The sequence below is a fragment of the Streptomyces venezuelae genome (assembly GCF_008642335.1).
In the GTDB taxonomy this organism is placed as follows: domain Bacteria; phylum Actinomycetota; class Actinomycetes; order Streptomycetales; family Streptomycetaceae; genus Streptomyces; species Streptomyces venezuelae_F.
This window is the reverse complement of the sequence record NZ_CP029191.1, coordinates 3,868,248-3,887,163: the sequence shown is the minus strand read 5'-3', so window position 1 is coordinate 3,887,163 and position 18,916 is coordinate 3,868,248. Positions and strand designations below refer to the sequence as shown.

Below are 18,916 nucleotides of genomic sequence, written 5' to 3'. Positions count from 1 at the left end.
GTTTCATTTCAACTCCCGCCGTCTCCTGGCTCCTTCACCCCGCAGCCATTCCGCCACGTCGTCGGCTCCCGCCTCGACCGCGATGTCCAGCGGTGTCATGTCGTCGTACCCGATCCAGTCGGGGTCGGCGCCCCGGTCGAGGAGGTAGCGGGCCGTCGCCAGGTGTCCGCCGTGGCACGCGCCCCAGAACGCGGCGGTGATGTCGGGCGGGCCGGGGGCGTCCGGCGGGCCGGCCTCCACGTAGGACGTGACACGGTCGAGGAGGCCCATCGCCGCCGCGTCCTGCAACGTCGTCCGCGCCCCGAGTTCGAGGAGTCGGCGCGCCGCCCGCCACTGGCCGAAGCCCCGCGCGTCGGCCAGCGGAGTGCCGCCGCCGATGACCGCCCCGCCCGCCTCGATGTCCGCGCCCGCCGCGACCAGCGCGTCCACCGCCGCCACGTCGTCGTTGCTCGCGGCCCAGTGCAGGGGCGTTTCGCGGTGGGCGCCGACGAAGCGTGCGTCGGGGTCCGCCCCCGCCGCGACCAGCACCGCGATGACCTCGGGTCCCGCGGGATAGTGGCCGGGCCAGTCCGTGGCGAGGTGGAGCAGGCTGCGCGTGCCCGCGGCCTCGCCGTGCCGCTCGATGCCGGCGGTGGCCAGGCCGGGATACGCGTCCAGCAGCTCGCGCAGCGTCGTGACGTCACCGTTCCGGATCGCGTCCGTCACGGCTGCGGCCAGCGGGGCGTCGGCGTCGAGCAGCACCCTGTTCGGTTCTCCGGCCCCGTCCGGTTTCTCCATGCCGTCCGGGCTCCCCGTCATGTCCGGCCTCCTGATCGACTGTCTTCGATGGTGGCAGTGTCCACTGACAATGGAGGGCGGCTCCGAGAACCATCGCCACCGCCACCGCGATCAAGTGTTCCCGGCCCGCCAGGTTCGGCTCGGCGATCGACCCGGTCACCGTCGGTACGACCGCGGCGAGGAAGAGCAGCGGGGACCGCAGCGCCACGGACGTGTAGGCGAAGAGGCCGACGATCGCAGCGGAGGCCCCCGTGTCGACCGTGTGCGCGGCATCCGCGGGGACACCGAGCCGGTCGGGGCCGAGGGCGATCATGACGCGTGCCCCGAGGGTTCCGGCGAGCGTGACGGCGTACGCCACCACCAGCGTCCGTACGCGTCCGAAGAGCAGCTCCGCCAGGGCGAACGCCAGGAACAGGCGGGGCAGGCCGGGCCACGCCGACAGGTCCACCGCGGGCACGAAGAGGGATACGGGCGTGCGGAGCAGGGTCAGCCAGACCGGCTGGTCGGCCCGTACCTCACTGAGTACGCGCACCACACCCGCACCCGCGGCCGTCTGCTGGAACTCGTGCAGGCCGATCACGGCGACGCAGGCGACGACGGCCAGCGAGACGCCCAGAGGGCCGCGCTCCCGGAGTCTGCGGCACGGGTTCGCGACGACGTTCCGCCACTCGTGGAGCGCGAACCGCGCTATTCGCGACACCAGCTGTCCATTCTCTTCCGCTCGTCTCTTCCGGCTCGTCCGAACAGACGGGCGAAAGCGGAGGATACGTGATGCTATGCGTCGGGGCCGGTGCGCTTGGGGTCATCCTCGCGGCGCCTGCGCGGGCGGTGCGCCATCAGGTCCCTCGTTCCGCGGGCCTCGTCCGTGCCCACGATCGGGAGCGGGTGCGCGCCTCGGGGCGCGTTCGAGGGGAACCGCAGCAGCGACCCCGTGGGCGGTGGCGGCTCCTCGTCCGCGTGACCGGCATGACCGGCCGGCGAACCGGTTCCCGGGCCGTCGTCGGCCGTACGCGCGTGTTCCGTGGCGCGGGCGTGTTCCGCCCAGCCCTCCTGGAACCAGCGCAGCTGGCTCTGTTGCGCCTCCTCCTCGGTGAGTATCCGGACGCCGTCGACCCCGGCCTCCTGGATCTTCGAACCGAGCTCGATCAGCAGCCCGCCGACGAGGTAGGCCAGCTCCTCGGACGCCCTCGTCCCGCTCTCGGCGCCATGGTGTCCCGCGCCGCGACGCCGTGCGCCCCCGGACGGCCCCTCCGCTTCGTCAGTCGGCATGTTCGCACTCCCTCTGTGCCCCCGGGCTGCGTGAGTCGGCCGTGCGCCGGCCGTGGGTCGGCCCCCATCTGTTCGTCTACTCGACCTGCGGCAGGAACGCCTTCGTGACCCTGACGAAGACCGCCTGCAGTTCCGGGGGCACCCCCATTCTCCGGGCCGCTTCCTCGGGGCTCAGCAGTCGGGGTGCCTCGGGCTCCCCGCCGCGTGCCGCCATGATCGGCAGGTCGTTCTCGGACAGTCGGCCGGAGCGGATCAGCATGTCCCGCAGGGGGACCCCGAGCACCGCGGCGAGGCGCCGCATCGTCTCCAGGTCCGGCATGCTCTGCCGCTGGATGAGGCGGCTGACCGCGGCCCGGTGCACGCCCGCGTCGTCCGCCAGTTTGGACTTGCCACCGCCGCGCGGGCTGTCGATGTCGTAACCGCGCTCGCGCATCACGCCCTCGATCCACTCGGCGAACTCCTCCAGTTCGTCCGCTCGGTTCCGGCCACCCTCACGGCTGTGTTCGTGGTCGCTCCCGGGTCGGTACCCCTGGTCGCTGCGGGCGCTGGCCCGCGGGCTGGACACCATGTCGTCGCTCTCCCCTCGTCGCAGAGCGAGCGTACCGATCGCGCGCGCACCGAAATATGTGCGCGCTCGCACGTTGTTGTGAAGATCCGGCGCGTGCGGGTGCGCGAGGGCGCCCGTACCGCGTGTCCGGGGCCGTCGCGACGTCTGTTTCCGGCCACTGGTGTCTCCTCCTCCGACCTCTCACCCTTCCGTTTTTAGTTGCGCATGCGCACGTAGCGTGGAACTCTGATCACGCATCGACGTCTTCGAACTAATGTTCGCATACCTGCGGAGGGGATGCGCATGCCCAATCGGACAGATCTGCTCGCACCTGCTCTGAACAGCGCGTTCACCGACATACGAGTCTCCGGGCCCCACCGGGACGAGGCTCTCGACTGGCGCAGAAACGCCGCCTGTGCGGATCTCCCCCAGCAGTACGTCTTCACTCGCACCCCGGCAGAGGCCGCGCCGGTATTGCGCGCCTGCAATCAGTGCCCCATTCGCCGGGAGTGCGAAGCCATCGTCGACCCGTCGCACACGTGGTTCGACGGGGTCAGCGGCGGACGCCTGTGGCGCAACGGCCGCGAGGTCAAGCCACGCAAGACGAAGTCGGCCTCGGGCCAGGGGAGGCTGTGATGAGTGACGCCGTCGACCGCGCCGCGCTCTGGATCGATTCGCTGCGACGCCGCTACCCCTTGCTCCTGGAGGAGCTGGCGCCCGGCACGGGACGGACGTTCCGCGAGGTGCGGGGCGGCGGTCCGGATGCCTCCACCGTCGCGCCCGTACGTCTCTACGTCTCCGACGCACTCCGCGACATCGGCGACGGCGTGGTCGAACTGGAGGAGGCGGTACGCGACCGGCTCGGCCTGCGCCGCATCTCCGCCGCCCCGGTGCCGGTCCGCCTGCGCCGCCTCGCCGAACTCCTCGACGTACTGCGGGACCGGGACCTGCCCGACCTCGCCGCCCACGTCGAGGAGGAGACCCGCCGGATGGCCGACCGCTGCGCCCGGGCCCTCGGGGACCCCGAGCAGCTGGTGCGGCTGCCCGGCCGCTGTCCGGCCTGCGACTCCGTGTCGCTGCGCGCCTTTCCCGAACGCGGGGTCGCGATGTGCGTGAACCCGCCGTGCCGGCACGTGCTCGACGAGGAGACAGGGGGCGCGGCATGAACACACCGCTGATCTCGGGCGACCTCGCCGCCACCGAGGCCGACGTCTCGCCCGCGACCATCCGCAAGTGGGTCCAGCTCGGCCACCTGAAGGCCGCGGGGCGGCAGGGGCGGCGGTCGATGTACCGCCTGGAGGATGTGTTCGCCGCGGAGCGGGTCGTGCGGCGGGCGGCAAGAGTGAAGGCGTAGACCCGGACGTAGATCCAGGCGTACGTGAAGAGGGCCCCGCACCGGTTGGTGCGGGGCCCTTCGTACGTCCCCGACCAGCCCCAACACCGGTCCCGCGGAGTTCAGTTGCGGGATCAGGGACCCTGGATCACACTTGGAGCAGCGGCAGAGCTGCGCCCCACACCAGGGGCGGCGGACCTGCCGCTTTGTGTTGCCCACACTCATTTCCCTTCTCATGACAGGGAGTGTCCATGTGTCCATCCTGACCTTCCCCGACGCGGAACGGCTCGTCGTCGACTTCCTCAAGAACCGGGCGGAGCTCGCCGGTTCGGTCGTCGACAACAAGCCGCCCGCCGGGTTCGACGGCACCCAGAAGGCCGTCCTCGTCTCCCGCGTCGGCGGCGCGTGGATCGACGACCGGCATCTCGACCAGCCGCTGCTCGACCTCGAGGTCTACGGCCCGGACAAGACCATCGCGCACGGCATCTCCCTCGCCGCCCGTGCCTGTGTGCTCGAACTGGCCGGTACCTCGTACGGCGGGGCCGTCGTCACCGACGTCGCCGAGGCGGACGGGCCGCGCTGGCTGCCCGACTACAACCGTCCGGCGGGCAACCGGTACCTGTCGACGGTGCGGGTCTCGATCCGCCCCGAGTAGCACGTGATCGCGTAAGACGTGATCGCGCATCATCCCCAGGCCCTGCCGTCCGGCGGGGCCTTTGTCGTAACGACCCTCGTCGTTCCGGCAGTCAACCGAGATCTGAGGAGTTCGCATGGCAGGCAACAACGGCAAGGAAATCCGCGTCGCCGGTACCGGACGGGTGCTGATCGCGCCGGTCGGGACCGACGCGCCGGCCACCATCGCCACCGACTGGGACAAGACGAAGTGGACGGACCTCGGTTACACCACGACCGACGGCATCAAGTTCAACAAGAAGGACAAGATCGACCCGGTCGACACGTGGCAGTCGGTGAGCCCGGCGCGGTTCATCTACTCCGACCGCGACCTCACCGTGAAGTTCCAGCTGCTGCAGCTGAACAAGGCGAACCTGGCCTTCTTCATGGGCGGTGGCGAGGTCAAGGCCGCCACCACGCCGGCGGTCGGCACGCTGGCCGAGGGCGACCTGAAGGAGTTCACGTACGACCTCGCCAACTCCCCGGCGGCGGACGAGCGTGCGCTCGGCATCGAGTTCACCGACGGTGCGGCGAAGTACCGGTTCGTGGTGCCGCGAGGTCAGGTCACCGAGACCGAGGAGATCGGTCTGACCCGCACCGGTGCGGTGAAGCTGGGCGTGACGTTCACGGCGCTGGCCAAGGACGACAACGCGCCGCTGGCGAGCTTCCGGATCAAGGAACTGGCCACGTCGTACTCCTGAGCCGACGGCTCGTCAGGTGCCCCACTGAGCGCGCCTGATTGATTGCGCAAAATCGCCGGTTGCGCTTGCGCGCGACCGCATAGGATCCCAGCGACGCCCGGCCCGTGCCCCCAGCACGGCCGGGCGTCGCCTTGCCGAAGGAGAGACCCGTGTCCGGCTTCAACGTCAACGCCGCCCGCGCCCAGCGCCTCGAAGCGCTCGGCCGGGCGTGGACCTTCGAGCTCGACTCCGACAGCTTCGAGCTGCCGACCGAACTGACCCGCGCGACCGCGCGCAAGCTCCGTGACCTCGATGACAACGACGTGGACGGGCTGCTCGAACTCCTCCTGGGGGAGCAGCAGTACGCCCGCTTCGAGCGGCACGAGGTCACGATGCAGGACATCGCGGCGATCCTTGAGGCGTACGGCAAGGAGACCGGGCTCGGCCTGGGGGAAGGCTGAGCCTCGGCGCGTTCGTCGACGAACACGCCGAGGCTCTTGAGGCCGACCTGCTCCGCTTCTACGGCCTCGACCTCCTGGACTGGCACCGGGGCCGGCTCTCCTCCCGGCGGCTCGCGGTGCTGATCCGGCATCTGCCGCGGGAGGGGGCGGTGGCGCGGGAGACGGAGGGGGAGGGGGCGGAGTGGTCGATCGGGGACTATCTGCTGGCCCATGTGGTGGACCAACTGGCCGAAGCGAACTGGATGTTCGCCACGGTCAACCGCGACGAGGACGCGGAACCCCTGGACCCCCCGAAACCACTGCCACGTCCCGGCACGCCTCGTCCCGCGGAGGGCCGCGTCGAGGAGCGGACGCCTGACTCCGAGCCTGACTCCGAGCCCGCCATGCCGTCGGCGGAGCAGTTGGTCGCCTTCTTCACCTGAGGCGGGGAGCCGACGGGGTCAGCGCCTGCGAAGGGTGAGTTTCCACTTCTGCATCGGACCCCAGCCGCCGAAGGGCTGAGAGATCGCGACCACGCCCTCTCCGGGGATGGTGATGGTTCCGCGGAAGCTGCCGGTGTTGCAGGCGAGCTCCTGTTCCTTGCCGCCTTCGAGATCGAAGTGCCGGACAGAGCCTGCGCCCGCGAATTCGACGTCTGCGCGCTGTGCTCCACCGCGTACGAGGAACATGCGGGAGGCGCCGGCCGAGTTCTCCGACGACAGTTCGGGGAGTTCCGAAAGGCTCTTGCATTCCAGGCTCCAGCGGCCGGTTTTACGGTCACTCGATGCGCCCTTGACGACCAGCCTTTCGTACTGTCCGGGGATCATCAGATGAGTTGTGTCACCCCAGTGCACGAAGCCTATGTGCTCGTGCTTGGTGACGCCGTCCTCATGGATCTCGCCGTGAATGGCAAAACCGGGGCCGAACATCCTGCAGTGAGCCTCGATAAAGAATTCCTCCCCGACCAAGTGCTTGGGGACGTCGAACTCGAACATTCCGCGGCCGGAAAATTGAGTACCGGTATTCCCGGTCATGACTGAACCCTTTCAAGGAGATGTAAAGCCATGGGTGACACCGAGGACAAGCCTCTGAAAGAGAGAGTTGCAGATCTCGAGGAGTCAGTCCAGTCCTTCACGACGAAGATGGAATACGGCGGCGCCAAGGCGGACATCGTCGGTGCCACGGCTGCCGCCACCGGAGTCTCGACCGAGTTCACCGGTTTCGGCACCGGCGTGAAGCTCTGGAGTGCCGAGCTTGATCTCAAGGCGAAGTGGGAGGAGAAGAAACTCAAAGATGCGCTGAGCAATCCTGAAAAACTCAGGCTGGATCTCAACAACGCTGCGTCCGATATCACCCGTATCAAGTCGGACCTGACCAGCCTCGGTAATCGAACCGGCCAGCGCATCACCGACCTCTCCACCGAACTCAACCGCAAGATCGCCCGCAAAGCCGACCTCTCCGACCTCCGGTCGACCGCCAGTCGGCACGACAGTCAGCTCGAAGGGCTTCGGAGCAGCCAGGTCAACGCACTGAACCGCGAGGCCCGCCAGGCCAGGGTCAGCGTCCAGGCGCTGGACGACGAGATCGCCCGGCTCAATGCCCGCTTCTGATCCGGCGCCCGAGGAGTAGACATCCGGAGGAGTAAACACCCATGGCCCTGAACAAGTCCATAAGTACCGCCGCCACCCAACTCGGCCGCATGCGCAGCGCCGCGAGTCAGGCCGCCGCCCAAGTCGGCAAGTTGGGCAAGTCCACCGGCTCCGCCGCGGGATCCGTGAACCAGCTGGGAAAGCCCGCCAGTTCCGTCGCGTCCGCCGTCGGCAAGCTCGGCAAGTCCACCGGCTCCGCCGCCACCGCCGTCGGCAAGCTGCGTACGTCCGCCAACAACAGCAGCAGCGCGGTCAAGCAGCTGCACAGCGGGCTCAAGACCGCCGACGGGTCCCTCGGGAAGGCGAAGAAGGAGTCCGACAAATTCAAGAGCTCGCTCGACAAGCTGCGCGGCTCCGCCGACAAGGCCAAGAACGCCCTGCGTGACGTGAAGCGTCAGGCCGACGCCGTCGACAAGTCCGTCGGCAAGGCCGGCAAGAACGCCGACAAGGGCGGCAAGTCCATGGGCAACCTGGGCAAGGGCCTCAAGGGGGCGAGCACCGCGCAGAAGGGGCTCAACCTCGCCATGGCGTCCAGCCCCTTCGGGCTGATCATGACGCTCGCCGCCCCGCTGATCGCCCAGTTCGTGAACATGGACAAGGTCACCGCCGCCCTCAAGCGCGGGATGGACGCCGCCTGGAAGGGCATCAAGTCCGGCACGCGTGTGGCCGTGGACTTCATCAAGCCCTTGGTCAAGGGGCTCGGCAACCTGATCCTGACCCCGATCAAGGGGCTCGCCACCGCCCTCAACGGAGTGTTCGGCGTCCTCGCCGGGATCAAGATCTCCATCCCCGGCTGGGTGCCGAAGTGGGGAGGGAAGTCGTTCGGCTTCCCTCGGCTTCACGTGCCCGTGCCCCACCTCGCCCAGGGCGGCATCGTCCAGGCCCGCAACGGCGGCACGCTCGCGCTCGTCGGTGAGGCGGGCGAGAGCGAAGCCGTCATCCCGCTCTCCCGGCTCGAACGGATGATCAGCAACGGTGGCGGCAACGCCGTCGCCCTGCGCCGCCTCGCCGAGGCCATGGAGCGCCTCGCCGACCGGCCCGTGCACGTCGACGTCGACTCGCAGACCATCGCCCGCGCCGTCTTCGCCGGGCAGCGCGCCCTCGCCCGCCGCTAGCCGTCGGCCACCCCGCGAACCCACAACAGAACAGGAGGACTCCATGGCCAGGAACCTGTGGATCGGAGCCCCCGGCAGGCTCCGGGAGATCCGGCAGGCGGCGAAGAGCTGGGAGCGTACCGCCGAGCTCAACGTCACCGAGTTCAAGGCGCTCGAAGGTCGTGTCACCACCTTCGCGCCCACCCGTACCATCCGCCGTCTCAAGCTCTCCTTCGAGTGGCTGGAGCCCGAGGACGCCCAGCACCTCGTCCGGCTCGCCCGCCGCGTCGGCACCGGACGCGGCCCGCTCGTCGTCCTCGACCCCGCCTCCGTCAATCTCCTCGACCCCTATCAGGCGGCCGGGCAGTCGGAGATCCCGGGCGGCTGGGACCACTGGTTCACCATGAACGGCGACATCGCGCTGGCCAGGAACGCCGAGGGCGTGACCACCGTCGACTGCCGGGAAGTGGGCGCCGCCGTCGGGTGGATCCACGGGGTGTGGTCCGGCTGGCCTGTCGTGCCCGGCATGCGGGCGTCCTGGCTGCTTCCGGCCGGCTGGGACCCGGCCACCGCCACCGCCCAGCTGGACTGGAAGGCGGCGGACGGGAAGTACCTCAGCAGCAGCCACACCATTGGCGCCTCCGTCACCGCCGTCGTCCCCGAGGGCGCCGCCTACGTCACTCCCGTCGCACGGCCCGGCGCCGTCGGCCTGTTCGGGCTCGCGGGCGGCTGCCTCACCCTCGGCGAAGAGCCCGTCGCGCACGCGCTCGGCGACGGCTGCCCGGCCATGGTGGTCACGGCGTATACGGATGTCCCCTCGGCCAGGCTGCCGTACCGCAACGTCAGTCTCGACCTCGTGGAGGTCCGCGATGCAGCGCTCTGACGAGGTCCTCGACCGGGCCCTGTCCGCACCCGAGCGCGTGCCGACCCACTCCACCCGCCTCGGCGGCAAGGAGGTCGGCCCGCAGGTCCAGTCGTGGAAGGTCGAACGGGCGTACGCGACGGACCTCCCCGAGGCGATGCGCGCCGTTTCGGGCAGCGCCTCCGCTCAGCTGGAGCTGTTGCTCGGCGGCACGGAAGGCGTGCCCGCGCCCCGGCTCTACTCCGCCTGGGCGGACCGGCTCACCGGTGATCTCGTACGCCCCGGACAGTCCGTCGTCCACACGGCGGGGGCGGGCGGGCGCACCGTGCCCGCCTTCCGCGGCACCGTCCGCTCGCGCACGGCGGCCTCCGGCAGCGACACCGTCACCGTGCAGGCACTGGACGGGGCGGAGCGGCTGCGGGGGCCGGCCTATCTGCCGCGGCCGTACCACGGGTACATGTGGGGCAGGCCCGTCGCCACCGCGACGTGGTGCGTCGACGAACTCCTGCGCCAGGGCGGCATCCACAGCTGTCCGCCGCCGCGCGCCCCGGCCGTCGACCTGGCCGACACGAAACCGTTCACCGCGCTCTACGCCTCCCTGCACGGCGGCTTCAACGCGACGTACGGACAGCCCGAGTACGTGCCGAGCCCGTCGACGTACGACTGGATCCGTGAGGGCGCGCCCTTCGAGATGGCCCTGATGCCGAAGGCCGCCGGTCTTGAGGCGTCGTGGATGCCGCGCTCGCGGTTCACCGTGCCGGGCAACGTGTTCCAGGTGGAGTGCTGGGTCAACACGGCGCTCGCGCGGGGCAACATGATCGAGATGTCGGCGGTGTTCGACCAGTCGGGGACGCGCACCGGCTACCTGAAGGCGACGTTCGACATCGCCACCGGCATGGTGCACATCGCGTCCGGGACCAACGGTGTCGGCGAGCAGGTGCTGCCGCCCTGGCCCATCGACACACTGGCCTCCCTGCGGGGGGTCTGGCACCTCGGGTTCATGGTGGACACGACGTCGACCGGCACGGTCGTCGCCCCGACCGTGCAGCCGCGCCTCACCCAGCCCGACGGCAGGTACCGGGTCGGCGCGAAGAGCATCTTCGACAAGGAGATCGCCTGGCAGCCGGTCTCCGAGCTGCAGCAGGTCAACCTGAAGACCGACATGGCGGTCGAGTGCGTCCAGGTCACCGAACGGGTCTGGACCGACACCGCCACCTACCCGCCGGAGGAGTGGGAGCAGCGGGGCCAGTGGACGAAGGGCGCCGTCCTCGACACTCCTGAGCTGCCGCTCTTCGACGTTCCGAAGGTGTCGGGGTCCCAGTGGGACGCGATCACCGAGATCGCCCGGGCCAGCATGTCCACCGCCGAATTCGACGAGCAGGGCGTTTTCCGCTGGCGCGGTCCCTCGCGGTTCACCAAGGTGCCTGCCGTTCCCGACCTGACCGTCACCACGCGCCGGGACATCTCCTCGCTCACCGTGACCGAGGAGATCGACGCGTGCCGCAACCACTGCGAGCAGCCCTACCAGGACTGGAACGGGATCAAGGCGGTGGCCGGCGAGCCGATCCTGGACACGGTGGTACGGGAGATCAAGCCGAACTCGGCGATCGTCGTGCAGTACGCCATGGCCGAGGACGACACCGAGGTCGGACCGCCCGGCGTCCTGGACGACTCCGTCTCCGGCGAGGGGCACCAGGTGCGCTTCGGCACCGCGAAGACCGGGGGAACATCGGTCAAGGGCGATGTCACGGTGAGCTGTTGGCGGGACGGTCCGACGTACTCCGTGCGGTTCGCCAACCACACCGCGTCCACCTTGTGGACGGTGACGAAGGACGGCAAGCCCTCCGTCCGGCTCCAGCCGCTCAAGCGCTCGGCCGATCCGAAGCTGCGCTCGTACGCGCTGGACAACCTGCCCAGTCAGGAGCGCTACGGAAAGCAGCAGTACACGGCACCCTCCGCCGACTGGGTGCAGACGGTCGACACCGCGGTGGTCCTCACGAAGGCCATGATCACCGCCGGCCGCTACCCCGTGCCGCTCCTCGGCGACGTCGAGGTCCTGCACGATCCGCGCATCCAGCTCGGCGACGTGGTCCGGGTGGTCGACACGGCGGGCGCCGAACTCGACACGCTGGCCTGGGTGGTGGGCATCCGCACCACGCACGCGGCCGGCAGCACGCCGCAGCAGACCCTCACCCTGCGCGGCACCGCGTTCAACGGCGTGCCGGCCGACGACGGGCTCACCCCCGACGCGCCGGTCGACCCGACGTACGGCCAACAGCGCAAATACCAGCGGCTCACCGCGCAGTACGCGACGCTCGACGCCCTCACCAAACAGGCGATCAGCTACCGGACCCTGCTGAACACACCGGGAGACACGGCGTGAGCGAAAACGAGGAGGAGCTGCCGTCGGTCGACGGCTACGAGCCGCCGCCGGGACCCATCCAGATCGACGACCCCCTCGTGGAGGCGGGCGACGAAGGTCCCGACCCGAGCCAGCTGCTGCCGCTGCCCATCGAAGGCTGATCCCCAACACCCGCGCGTACCCGTCGTATCTGGAGGAAACGAGCCCATGGTCGCTCTCACCCCCCTCGGCAACCTGCCCTACCCGCAGCCCGCCGACAACGCCGACATCCCCGTCCACCTGCAGTCCCTCGCCGAGGCCGTCGACGGCCGCACCGTGCTGCGGTTCGCCGACGCCGCGGCCCGGGACGCGAAGGTGACCGACCCGATCCCGGGCATGATCGCCTGGCTCAACAACCCGGGCCGGCACTACTACTTCACCACCGGCAAGCTGTGGGCCCCGCTCTCCCTCGGCCCGGGGCACTGGTCGAGCACTCTGAGCGGTACGACGACATCGACGGCGTACGTCGAGACGCTCACCGGCGCCACCGAGCCCTTCGCCTTCACGTTCATCGCCCCGCCGTACGGCACCGTCGTCCTCACGGTCGGCGCCCGCTTCAACAACAGCGCGGCCGGCCTCGCGTACTTCTCGGCCAACGTGAAGCAGGGCACCCGGGTCGTCAGCGCCGCGGCCGACGGCCGCGCGGCCGTCGTCGGCGGCACGAACCAGGTCACGGCGAGCATGCAGTACCCGCTCAGCGGCCTCACGCCGGGCGCCGCCTACACCGTGACCGGCGCCTACCGCACCACCGCGGGCACCCTCACCCTCAGCAACCGCTACCTCACCATCACGTCCCTGATCTGACCTGATCTGTCACGTCCCTGATCTGACGCACACCGGGGAGGCCTCATGGCCACGCCTCTGTCCCCCGACGCCCTCGTCCGCGCCCTGCGCGGCGAGGGCGTCCGCATGAGAGAACACGGCAACTGGAGGACGCACAACCGTAACCACAAGGGCTCCTGGGGCCCCGTGCACGGCGTCATGCTGCACCACACGGCAGGGCGCGACAGCCTCGCCCTCTGCCGCCGCGGCATGCCGGATCTGCCGGGGCCGCTCTGCATCGGGCTCATCGGCAAGGACGGCACGCTCCATCTGGTCGGGTACGGCCGCACCAACCACGCGGGCAGCGGTTCGACCGCGGTGCTCGACGCGGTGCAGAGGTCGAAGACGCTGCCGTCCCGGCCGGGGCCCGACGCCGTGGACGGCAACGCCCGTTTCTACGGCTTCGAGATCGAGAACCTCGGCAACGGGCGTGATCCGTTCCCCGCGGCCCAGCTCGACACGGTCGAACGCCTCTCCGCCGCGCTGTGCCGGGCGCACGGCTGGTCGGGCGCGAGCGTCATCGGCCACAAGGAGTGGACCCGGCGCAAGATCGACCCGGCCTTCTCGATGCCGGTGATGCGGGGGCGGGTCGCCAAGCGGCTCGGCTCCGACGCGCCGGGCGGCGAAGGCGGCGAAGGCACCGCGTACGAACCGTTTCCCGGGGCCGCCTTCTTCGCGATCGGCCGCCACAGCGCGCTGTTCACCGCGGTCGGGCGACGCCTCGTCAAGGAAGGCTGCGGGCGGTACGAGGTCGGACCCGGGCCCGTCTGGACCGAGGCCGACCGCGCCTCGTACGCCGTCTGGCAGCACCGGCTCGGCTACCGGGGCGCCGACGCGGACGGGGTGCCGGGCCGGGCCAGCTGGGACCGGCTGCGGGTGCCGCGGTCATGACCGACGCCACGCGCAGAGGACTGCGCACCGCCGTACAGACACTCGTCACCCTCATCACCGCGCTGCCGCTGCTCGCCGCGGACCCGGGCGTCTCCGACGTCCCGGTGCTCGCGGGCCTCGTGGCCTTCGCCGCGGCGCTGAGCCGCCTGATGGCCGTGCCGGCCGTCGATGCGCTGCTGCCCCCGTGGCTGCGGAGGCGGGGGGTGGACGATGGCCGGGACTGAGACGGGGAGCGTCCCCCTGGAGCTGGAGCGGCTGCGCCGTTCCGTGGACGTCGGGTTCGCCACGACCAGGGGCGATCTCGCCCTCCTGCTCCAGCGCGCCGACCAGACCGACAAGACCCTCTCCGAGCACGAGGACCGCCTCGACGCCCTGGAACGCAGCCGCTGGCCCCTGCCCTCCCTGGCAGCGATCACCTCCTGCACCGCCCTGGCCGTCACCCTCTGGCAGGCGGGCGGCAGGTGAGGCGCTGAACGACACGGGCCCGGCCACCTCGGTGGCCGGGCCCTTTCGTCGTCGCCCGCTATCACCCCCGGAGGGTGACCACCGGCGCCCCGGCCGGGGAGAAGACTCCAGGCGTAATGGTGCAACCGGCACTCCCGAGCTTGGAGGACCTGTCATGGCCACCTCGACACCTGTGCACCACCGTTCGGGCACCACCGCGCAGGCGGCCGCCGCCGGGCTGACCGTCTTCGCCGCGGTCATGCTGATGCTCGCGGGCATCATGGGCTTCGTCCGCGGCCTCATGGCCATACTCGAGGACGACGTGTTCCTCACGACCCGCGACTACGTCTTCCAGTTCGACCTGACGAGCTGGGGCTGGATCCACCTGATCCTCGGTGTCGTCGCGATCGGTGTCAGCGCGGGTCTGTTCGCCGCGATGGCGTGGGCCCGGGTGACCGGCGTGATCATCGCCGGACTGCTGATGATCGCCAACTTCCTGTCGATCCCGTACTACCCCTTCTGGTCCCTGACCCTGATCGCCGTCAACGGCTTCATCATCTGGGGTCTGTGCGTGGTGCGGCGCGAAGACGTCTAGAGCCATGCGGGACGGACGGGAACGTACGCCGGAGAAGGAACGTACGCCGGACAAGCAGGCCCGTCGGATCGCGGAGTTCATCGCCCCGCTCCGGGTGAAGCCCGGAGCGAAGGTGAACCTGTCCGAGGACTTCGACCCCGCGCACAAGGCGGGGATCAAGGACAAGGCGGCCGGGCAGGAACTCCTCGCCGTCGGTGTCGAGTTGCTCGCCGACTACCAGCGCCGCCTGGCCGCCCAGGGCACGCACGGCGTCCTGGTCTGCCTCCAGGCGCTGGACGCCGGCGGCAAGGACGGCACGATCCGGCACGTCATGAGCGGGGTGAACCCGCAGGGCGTGCACGTGACGAACTTCCGGGTGCCGTCGGCCGAAGAGCTCGGCCACGACTACCTGTGGCGCTACGCCTGCCGGCTGCCACGGCGCGGGGAGATCGGCATCTTCAACCGGTCGCACTACGAGGAGGTCCTGGTGGTGCGGGTGCACCCCGAACTCCTCAGCCGGCAACGGGTGCCGGGCGCGGACGAGGCGGGAAAGGCCGTCTGGCGGCGGCGCTTCCGGGAGATCAACGACTGGGAGCGGTACCTGGCCGACAACGGCTTCCGGGTCGTCAAGCTCTTCCTCAACCTGTCCAAGGAGGAACAGCGCACCCGTTTCCTGCGGCGCATCGACGTACCGGAGCGGAACTGGAAGTTCTCCGCGGCCGACGCCCGTGAGCGCACCTTCTGGGACGCCTACCAGTCCGCGTTCTCCGAGATGCTCTCCGCCACCAGCACCCCCTGGGCGCCCTGGTACGTCGTCCCGGCCGACCGCAAGTGGTTCGCGCGCATCTGTGCGGCGGCCGTGCTCGCCGACACGCTGATCGGGCTCGATCCGCGCTATCCCGAGATCCACGACAAGAGCCGGCGTGAACTGGCCCGGGAGAAGATCCTGTTGGAGGCCGAGGCCCCGGAAGGGTCGGCGCCCGACCCGTACGCGGCGAAGCTCGCCAAGCAATCCAAGGGGTCCAAGCAACCCAAGGGGTCCAAGAAAACCAAGGGGTCCAAGAAGACCAAGAGGCGGCAGCGATGACGGCATCCGCACCCGCACCCGCACCTTCACCCGGACCTGGACCCGGACCCGGGCCCGGAAACCGCCCGCCCGCCGCCTGGTACGCGGGGTCCGCCGAGTCCGTGGCCGCACAGCTGGGCGTCGTACCGGCCGCGGGCCTCGACGCCGGGCAGGTGGCCGCGCGGCTCGCCGAGGACGGCCCCAACGCGCTGCCGGAGGAGCGGCAGCGGTCCGGGTGGCAGCGGTTCCTCGGCCAGTACACCTCGTACATGCAGATCATCCTCGTCTGCGCCGCCGTGGTGTCCCTCGCCGTCCAGGAGTGGGGGACCGCGGTCGTGCTGACCGCTCTGACCGTGCTGAACGCGGTCATCGGGATACGTCAGGAGGGCAAGGCGGAGAGCGCCATGAACGCCCTCAAGGCGATGACGAAGGCGACGGCGCGGGTGCGGCGCGACGGCACCGAGGCCAGGGTGCCCGCGGAGGAGCTCGTCGTCGGGGACGTCGTCCTGCTCACCGCGGGGGACGAGGTGCCCGCCGACGGGCGGCTCATCGAGGCCAACGCCCTGCAGATCGACGAGTCCGCCCTGACCGGCGAGAGCGTGCCTGCCGCCAAGGACGCGGCGCCCGTGCGACTGGTGCCGGACGTCGAGCCGACGCCGGCGGATCTGACCAATATGGCGTTCATGAACACCCCGGTGACGCACGGGAGCGCCGTCCTCCTGGTCACCGCCGTCGGGTCCGGCACCGAGCTGGGCCGGATCGCGGGGATGCTCTCGACCACGCCCCGCGAGGAGTCGCCGCTCACCAGGGAGCTGAACCGGCTGACGCTGTGGATCGTGGGGGCCGCGGGCCTGACGATGCTCATCATGTTCGTCCTCGGCAGGCAGCGGGACGAGCCGTGGGACACGCTGTTCATCAGCGCGGTCTCCCTGGCGATCGCCGCCGTCCCCGAGGCGCTGCCCACGGTGACGCAGACGATCCTCTCCCTCGGCGGCCTGGAACTCGCCCGCAGGCACGCCATCGTCAAGGACCTGCCCTCGGTCGAGACCCTGGGATTCACCTCGGCGATCAACTCCGACAAGACCGGCACGCTGACGCTCAACCAGATGACCGTCGTGGAGGTCGTCGACCCCTACGACCGCTACACCGTCTCCGGCACCGGCTACGGCCTGGACGGCCGGATCCACCACGCCGCCGGTACGTCCCCGAGCATCGAGGGCGCGATCCTCCCGTACCTCGTCGCGAGCGACGCGACCCTGGTGGACGGCAAGGTGGTGGGGGACCCGACCGAAGGCGCCCTGCTCGTGCTCGGCCACAAGGCGGGGCTCGACGTCGACGCGACGCGCGCCCGGTTCCCGCGCCTCGCCACGCTGCCGTTCGACCCCGCGTACAAGCTGATGGCGACCTTCCACGAGGCACGGGACGCGCAGGGCCGCACGGTCGTGCGCTGCTTCGTCAAAGGGGCCGCGCCCGCCGTGCTCGCCCGCGCGACCACGGCCCTCTCCTCCGGCGCCGCCGTCCCCTTCGACAAGGCCCTGAGCGAGCGGGCGGAGGGCGAACTGGAGCGGCTGGAGCGGGCGGGACACCGGGTGATGGCCGCCGCGACCCGCGACTTCGACCCGGCCGGGTTCACCCCGAACGGGGACCTCCTGCCCCTGATGACGGAGCTGACGGTCACCAGCCTCGTCGGCATGGTCGACCCGCCGCGCACCGAGTCCAGGGACGCCGTGGCCGCCGCACGGGCCGCCCACATCCGCGTCCGCATGGTCACCGGCGACGACGTCATCACCGGCGCCGCCGTCGCCGAGCAGATCGGCATACCCGGCGAGGCGATCCTCGGCACCGAGTTCGCGGCGCTGAGCGAGCGGGAGCGCCTTGCACGCATCGACGGCATCGGCGTCGTCGGGCGCGTCGCCCCCGAGCACAAGGTGTTGCTCGCCGAGACCCTCAGGAAGAAGGGCGACGTCGTCGCGATGACCGGCGACGGGGTCAACGACGCCCCGGCCGTCAAGGCCGCGGACATCGGCATCGCCATGGGTTCCGGCACGGAGGTCACCAGGAACGCCGGGCGCATGATCCTCGCCGACGACAACTTCGCGACGATCGTCCACGCGGTCGAGCAGGGCCGCAAGATCTACGACAACCTCACCAAGTACATCCGGTTCGTGCTCGTGCTGCTCGTCGCGTTCGTGCTGACGTTCCTCGGCGCGACGCTCTTCGACATCGCCGACGGCGAGCCCTTCACGCCCGCGCAGGTGCTGTGGATCCACTTCTTCGTCAACGCGGCGTTCGGCTTCGCCCTGGGCTTCGACCGGGTCAGCGCGGGCCTGATGAGCCGCAGGCCGCGGCCGCGCGGCGAACCCGTGATGACGGGCGGCCTGATGCTGACGGTCGGGCTCGTCGGGACGGGCCTGACCGTCGGGCTGCTCAGCATGATCAAACTCGGCGACGCGCGGTTCGACAGCCCGGCCGTGGGCAACTCCATCGCCTTCACGACGTTCGCGCTGTGCCTGATCGTCGCCGCCCTCGAGTGCCGCAACCAGACGGGCACGGTGTTCACCGCCGACTCCTTCGACAGCAAGCAGCTGAACTGGACGCTCCTCGGGGAGTTCCTGCTCGCCGTCGCCGTGACCCAGACGGACGTCTTCAACCGGCTCCTCGACACCACCCCGCTGACCATCGGCCAGTTCGGCTGGGCGCTCCTGCCCGCTCTCGCGCTCCTCGGGCTGTGGGAGCTCGGCAAGTTCGCCGCGCGCCGACGGCACCACCCCGCGTCGTGATCCGCCCCCGTCCCGTCCCAGAGGAGGTTCGACATGGCTGAGCACTACACCCGGAATCCGGCCGCCGGTCCCGGCGCACCCCCGCCCGAACCGGAGACCCGCGTCAACGTGGTGACCCTCGGCGGGGTCGTGTTCGCCGCGTGCGTGCTGGGTCTCGTCGGCTCGTTCCACGTCGTCGCGGGCCTCTCCGCGATCCTGAGCGACAACTACTACGAGACGCAGAACAACTACTCCTACGACTTCGACGTCAACACCCGCGGCTGGGTCGAGATGCTCACCGGGGTCGTGGTGCTCGCCGCGGCGCTGAGTCTCTTCTCCGGCAAGACGTGGGCCCGCGCCGTGGGCATCACGATCGCGGGGCTGAGCGCGATGGAGCACTTCTTCTTCACGCCGTACCACCCCGTGTGGTCGGCGCTGATCATCCTCCTCGACGTGGTCGTGATCTGGTCGCTCGCCACGTACGGGCACCGCGAGGCCCACAAGGCCTACGGCGCGCCCATGTGACGCCCAGAGCCTGTCTTTGAACCCCCGCCTGCGCCCCGACGCCCGGCACGCCCGTGCTTCGCGCGAACGACGGGGGTTCAAAGACAGGCCCTGAGAGCCGGGGCGGCGCGC

General features: G+C 70.3%; 25 protein-coding genes. 20 read left to right on the top strand and 5 right to left on the bottom strand.

From position 1 onward, the window contains the following. Positions 1 to 3: 3 nt before the first annotated feature. The 4 genes from DEJ49_RS17455 to DEJ49_RS17440 all read right to left on the bottom strand — a co-directional run bounded on the left by DEJ49_RS17455 (position 4) and on the right by DEJ49_RS17440 (position 2,479). Positions 4 to 741, bottom strand: coding sequence for an ankyrin repeat domain-containing protein (locus DEJ49_RS17455; protein WP_223832874.1), 738 nt, complete (start codon positions 739 to 741; stop codon positions 4 to 6). After that, the gene (locus DEJ49_RS17450) at positions 680 to 1,477 is read right to left on the bottom strand and encodes a hypothetical protein (protein ID WP_150184979.1); all 798 of its coding nucleotides are present in this window, start codon (positions 1,475 to 1,477) and stop codon (positions 680 to 682) included. Before DEJ49_RS17450 ends, DEJ49_RS17455 begins: the two co-directional genes overlap by 62 nt. Before the next feature lie 74 nt (positions 1,478 to 1,551). Next, complete coding sequence (locus DEJ49_RS17445; protein WP_150184978.1) at positions 1,552 to 2,046, bottom strand: hypothetical protein; 495 nt, start codon at positions 2,044 to 2,046, stop codon at positions 1,552 to 1,554. A gap of 76 nt (positions 2,047 to 2,122) precedes the next feature. Continuing rightward, the gene (locus DEJ49_RS17440) at positions 2,123 to 2,479 is read right to left on the bottom strand and encodes a transcriptional regulator (protein ID WP_223833192.1); all 357 of its coding nucleotides are present in this window, start codon (positions 2,477 to 2,479) and stop codon (positions 2,123 to 2,125) included. Positions 2,480 to 2,896: 417 nt separating this feature from the next. Between DEJ49_RS17440 and DEJ49_RS17435 the strand changes: the two genes are divergently transcribed. From DEJ49_RS17435 to DEJ49_RS17405, 7 genes are all read left to right on the top strand, one after another. Next, positions 2,897 to 3,229, top strand: coding sequence for a WhiB family transcriptional regulator (locus DEJ49_RS17435; protein ID WP_150184976.1), 333 nt, complete (start codon positions 2,897 to 2,899; stop codon positions 3,227 to 3,229). Further along, a complete protein-coding gene (locus DEJ49_RS17430; protein WP_150184975.1) occupies positions 3,229 to 3,759 on the top strand; it encodes a hypothetical protein in 531 nt (176 codons plus the stop codon). The genes DEJ49_RS17435 and DEJ49_RS17430 overlap by 1 nt, the downstream gene beginning before the upstream one ends. Then, positions 3,756 to 3,947 (top strand): helix-turn-helix domain-containing protein, encoded by a 192-nt coding sequence (locus DEJ49_RS17425; RefSeq protein ID WP_150184974.1) that lies wholly within the window; start codon positions 3,756 to 3,758, stop codon positions 3,945 to 3,947. Before DEJ49_RS17430 ends, DEJ49_RS17425 begins: the two co-directional genes overlap by 4 nt. A gap of 232 nt (positions 3,948 to 4,179) precedes the next feature. Further along, on the top strand, positions 4,180 to 4,581 hold the full coding sequence (locus tag DEJ49_RS17420) for a hypothetical protein (protein WP_411757170.1): 402 nt from the start codon (positions 4,180 to 4,182) through the stop codon (positions 4,579 to 4,581). 115 nt (positions 4,582 to 4,696) lie between these two features. Continuing rightward, a complete protein-coding gene (locus tag DEJ49_RS17415) occupies positions 4,697 to 5,299 on the top strand; it encodes a phage tail protein (protein WP_150184972.1) in 603 nt (200 codons plus the stop codon). Between the two features lie 149 nt (positions 5,300 to 5,448). Beyond that, positions 5,449 to 5,739 carry a hypothetical protein gene (locus DEJ49_RS17410; RefSeq protein ID WP_150184971.1) on the top strand — a complete coding sequence of 97 codons (291 nt, stop codon included), beginning with the start codon at positions 5,449 to 5,451 and terminating at the stop codon, positions 5,737 to 5,739. A gap of 149 nt (positions 5,740 to 5,888) precedes the next feature. After that, entirely contained in the window at positions 5,889 to 6,161 is a 273-nt protein-coding gene (locus tag DEJ49_RS17405) for a hypothetical protein (RefSeq protein WP_411757169.1), read from the top strand. A gap of 18 nt (positions 6,162 to 6,179) precedes the next feature. Here DEJ49_RS17405 and DEJ49_RS17400 read toward each other — a convergent pair whose 3' ends face one another. Continuing rightward, complete coding sequence (locus tag DEJ49_RS17400) at positions 6,180 to 6,752, bottom strand: hypothetical protein (RefSeq protein ID WP_150184969.1); 573 nt, start codon at positions 6,750 to 6,752, stop codon at positions 6,180 to 6,182. Positions 6,753 to 6,782: 30 nt separating this feature from the next. On the opposite strand from DEJ49_RS17400, the gene DEJ49_RS17395 reads away from it, so the two are divergent. The 13 genes from DEJ49_RS17395 (at position 6,783) to DEJ49_RS17340 (ending at position 18,805) form a co-directional block, all read left to right on the top strand. Further along, entirely contained in the window at positions 6,783 to 7,328 is a 546-nt protein-coding gene (locus tag DEJ49_RS17395; RefSeq protein ID WP_150184968.1) for an efflux RND transporter permease subunit, read from the top strand. 41 nt (positions 7,329 to 7,369) lie between these two features. Then, positions 7,370 to 8,482: a hypothetical protein gene (locus DEJ49_RS17390; RefSeq protein ID WP_150184967.1), complete on the top strand. Its 1,113-nt coding sequence runs from the start codon at positions 7,370 to 7,372 to the stop codon at positions 8,480 to 8,482. 43 nt (positions 8,483 to 8,525) lie between these two features. Continuing rightward, positions 8,526 to 9,344: a hypothetical protein gene (locus DEJ49_RS17385; protein ID WP_150184966.1), complete on the top strand. Its 819-nt coding sequence runs from the start codon at positions 8,526 to 8,528 to the stop codon at positions 9,342 to 9,344. Then, a complete protein-coding gene (locus DEJ49_RS17380; protein ID WP_150184965.1) occupies positions 9,331 to 11,706 on the top strand; it encodes a hypothetical protein in 2,376 nt (791 codons plus the stop codon). The genes DEJ49_RS17385 and DEJ49_RS17380 overlap by 14 nt, the downstream gene beginning before the upstream one ends. Further along, positions 11,703 to 11,846 carry a hypothetical protein gene (locus DEJ49_RS35970; RefSeq protein ID WP_190329376.1) on the top strand — a complete coding sequence of 48 codons (144 nt, stop codon included), beginning with the start codon at positions 11,703 to 11,705 and terminating at the stop codon, positions 11,844 to 11,846. Before DEJ49_RS17380 ends, DEJ49_RS35970 begins: the two co-directional genes overlap by 4 nt. A 46-nt stretch (positions 11,847 to 11,892) precedes the next feature. Beyond that, entirely contained in the window at positions 11,893 to 12,528 is a 636-nt protein-coding gene (locus tag DEJ49_RS17375) for a hypothetical protein (protein ID WP_150184964.1), read from the top strand. A gap of 45 nt (positions 12,529 to 12,573) precedes the next feature. Then, the gene (locus tag DEJ49_RS17370; RefSeq protein WP_150184963.1) at positions 12,574 to 13,437 is read left to right on the top strand and encodes a peptidoglycan-binding protein; all 864 of its coding nucleotides are present in this window, start codon (positions 12,574 to 12,576) and stop codon (positions 13,435 to 13,437) included. Then, positions 13,434 to 13,661 (top strand): hypothetical protein, encoded by a 228-nt coding sequence (locus tag DEJ49_RS17365; RefSeq protein ID WP_150184962.1) that lies wholly within the window; start codon positions 13,434 to 13,436, stop codon positions 13,659 to 13,661. The genes DEJ49_RS17370 and DEJ49_RS17365 overlap by 4 nt, the downstream gene beginning before the upstream one ends. Next, on the top strand, positions 13,648 to 13,902 hold the full coding sequence (locus tag DEJ49_RS17360; protein WP_150184961.1) for a hypothetical protein: 255 nt from the start codon (positions 13,648 to 13,650) through the stop codon (positions 13,900 to 13,902). Before DEJ49_RS17365 ends, DEJ49_RS17360 begins: the two co-directional genes overlap by 14 nt. A 154-nt stretch (positions 13,903 to 14,056) precedes the next feature. Next, positions 14,057 to 14,476 carry a hypothetical protein gene (locus DEJ49_RS17355; RefSeq protein WP_150184960.1) on the top strand — a complete coding sequence of 140 codons (420 nt, stop codon included), beginning with the start codon at positions 14,057 to 14,059 and terminating at the stop codon, positions 14,474 to 14,476. 4 nt (positions 14,477 to 14,480) lie between these two features. Further along, positions 14,481 to 15,542: a polyphosphate kinase 2 family protein gene (locus DEJ49_RS17350; protein ID WP_150184959.1), complete on the top strand. Its 1,062-nt coding sequence runs from the start codon at positions 14,481 to 14,483 to the stop codon at positions 15,540 to 15,542. Continuing rightward, a complete protein-coding gene (locus DEJ49_RS17345; protein ID WP_150184958.1) occupies positions 15,539 to 18,301 on the top strand; it encodes a cation-translocating P-type ATPase in 2,763 nt (920 codons plus the stop codon). Before DEJ49_RS17350 ends, DEJ49_RS17345 begins: the two co-directional genes overlap by 4 nt. A 33-nt stretch (positions 18,302 to 18,334) precedes the next feature. Further along, positions 18,335 to 18,805 (top strand): hypothetical protein, encoded by a 471-nt coding sequence (locus tag DEJ49_RS17340; RefSeq protein ID WP_150184957.1) that lies wholly within the window; start codon positions 18,335 to 18,337, stop codon positions 18,803 to 18,805. Positions 18,806 to 18,916 lie beyond the last annotated feature (111 nt).

Coding starts and splice junctions, on each gene's coding strand:
- DEJ49_RS17360 (WP_150184961.1), top strand. CDS start 13,648: ATGGCCGGGACTGAGACGGGGAGCGTCCCCCTGGAGCTGGAGCGGCTG.
- DEJ49_RS17375 (WP_150184964.1), top strand. CDS start 11,893: ATGGTCGCTCTCACCCCCCTCGGCAACCTGCCCTACCCGCAGCCCGCC.
- DEJ49_RS17445 (WP_150184978.1), bottom strand. CDS start 2,046: ATGCCGACTGACGAAGCGGAGGGGCCGTCCGGGGGCGCACGGCGTCGC.
- DEJ49_RS17380 (WP_150184965.1), top strand. CDS start 9,331: ATGCAGCGCTCTGACGAGGTCCTCGACCGGGCCCTGTCCGCACCCGAG.
- DEJ49_RS17395 (WP_150184968.1), top strand. CDS start 6,783: ATGGGTGACACCGAGGACAAGCCTCTGAAAGAGAGAGTTGCAGATCTC.
- DEJ49_RS17425 (WP_150184974.1), top strand. CDS start 3,756: ATGAACACACCGCTGATCTCGGGCGACCTCGCCGCCACCGAGGCCGAC.
- DEJ49_RS17345 (WP_150184958.1), top strand. CDS start 15,539: ATGACGGCATCCGCACCCGCACCCGCACCTTCACCCGGACCTGGACCC.
- DEJ49_RS17350 (WP_150184959.1), top strand. CDS start 14,481: ATGCGGGACGGACGGGAACGTACGCCGGAGAAGGAACGTACGCCGGAC.
- DEJ49_RS17385 (WP_150184966.1), top strand. CDS start 8,526: ATGGCCAGGAACCTGTGGATCGGAGCCCCCGGCAGGCTCCGGGAGATC.
- DEJ49_RS17430 (WP_150184975.1), top strand. CDS start 3,229: ATGAGTGACGCCGTCGACCGCGCCGCGCTCTGGATCGATTCGCTGCGA.
- DEJ49_RS17415 (WP_150184972.1), top strand. CDS start 4,697: ATGGCAGGCAACAACGGCAAGGAAATCCGCGTCGCCGGTACCGGACGG.
- DEJ49_RS17400 (WP_150184969.1), bottom strand. CDS start 6,752: ATGACCGGGAATACCGGTACTCAATTTTCCGGCCGCGGAATGTTCGAG.
- DEJ49_RS17390 (WP_150184967.1), top strand. CDS start 7,370: ATGGCCCTGAACAAGTCCATAAGTACCGCCGCCACCCAACTCGGCCGC.
- DEJ49_RS17365 (WP_150184962.1), top strand. CDS start 13,434: ATGACCGACGCCACGCGCAGAGGACTGCGCACCGCCGTACAGACACTC.
- DEJ49_RS17440 (WP_223833192.1), bottom strand. CDS start 2,479: ATGCGCGAGCGCGGTTACGACATCGACAGCCCGCGCGGCGGTGGCAAG.
- DEJ49_RS17370 (WP_150184963.1), top strand. CDS start 12,574: ATGGCCACGCCTCTGTCCCCCGACGCCCTCGTCCGCGCCCTGCGCGGC.
- DEJ49_RS17355 (WP_150184960.1), top strand. CDS start 14,057: ATGGCCACCTCGACACCTGTGCACCACCGTTCGGGCACCACCGCGCAG.
- DEJ49_RS17435 (WP_150184976.1), top strand. CDS start 2,897: ATGCCCAATCGGACAGATCTGCTCGCACCTGCTCTGAACAGCGCGTTC.
- DEJ49_RS17340 (WP_150184957.1), top strand. CDS start 18,335: ATGGCTGAGCACTACACCCGGAATCCGGCCGCCGGTCCCGGCGCACCC.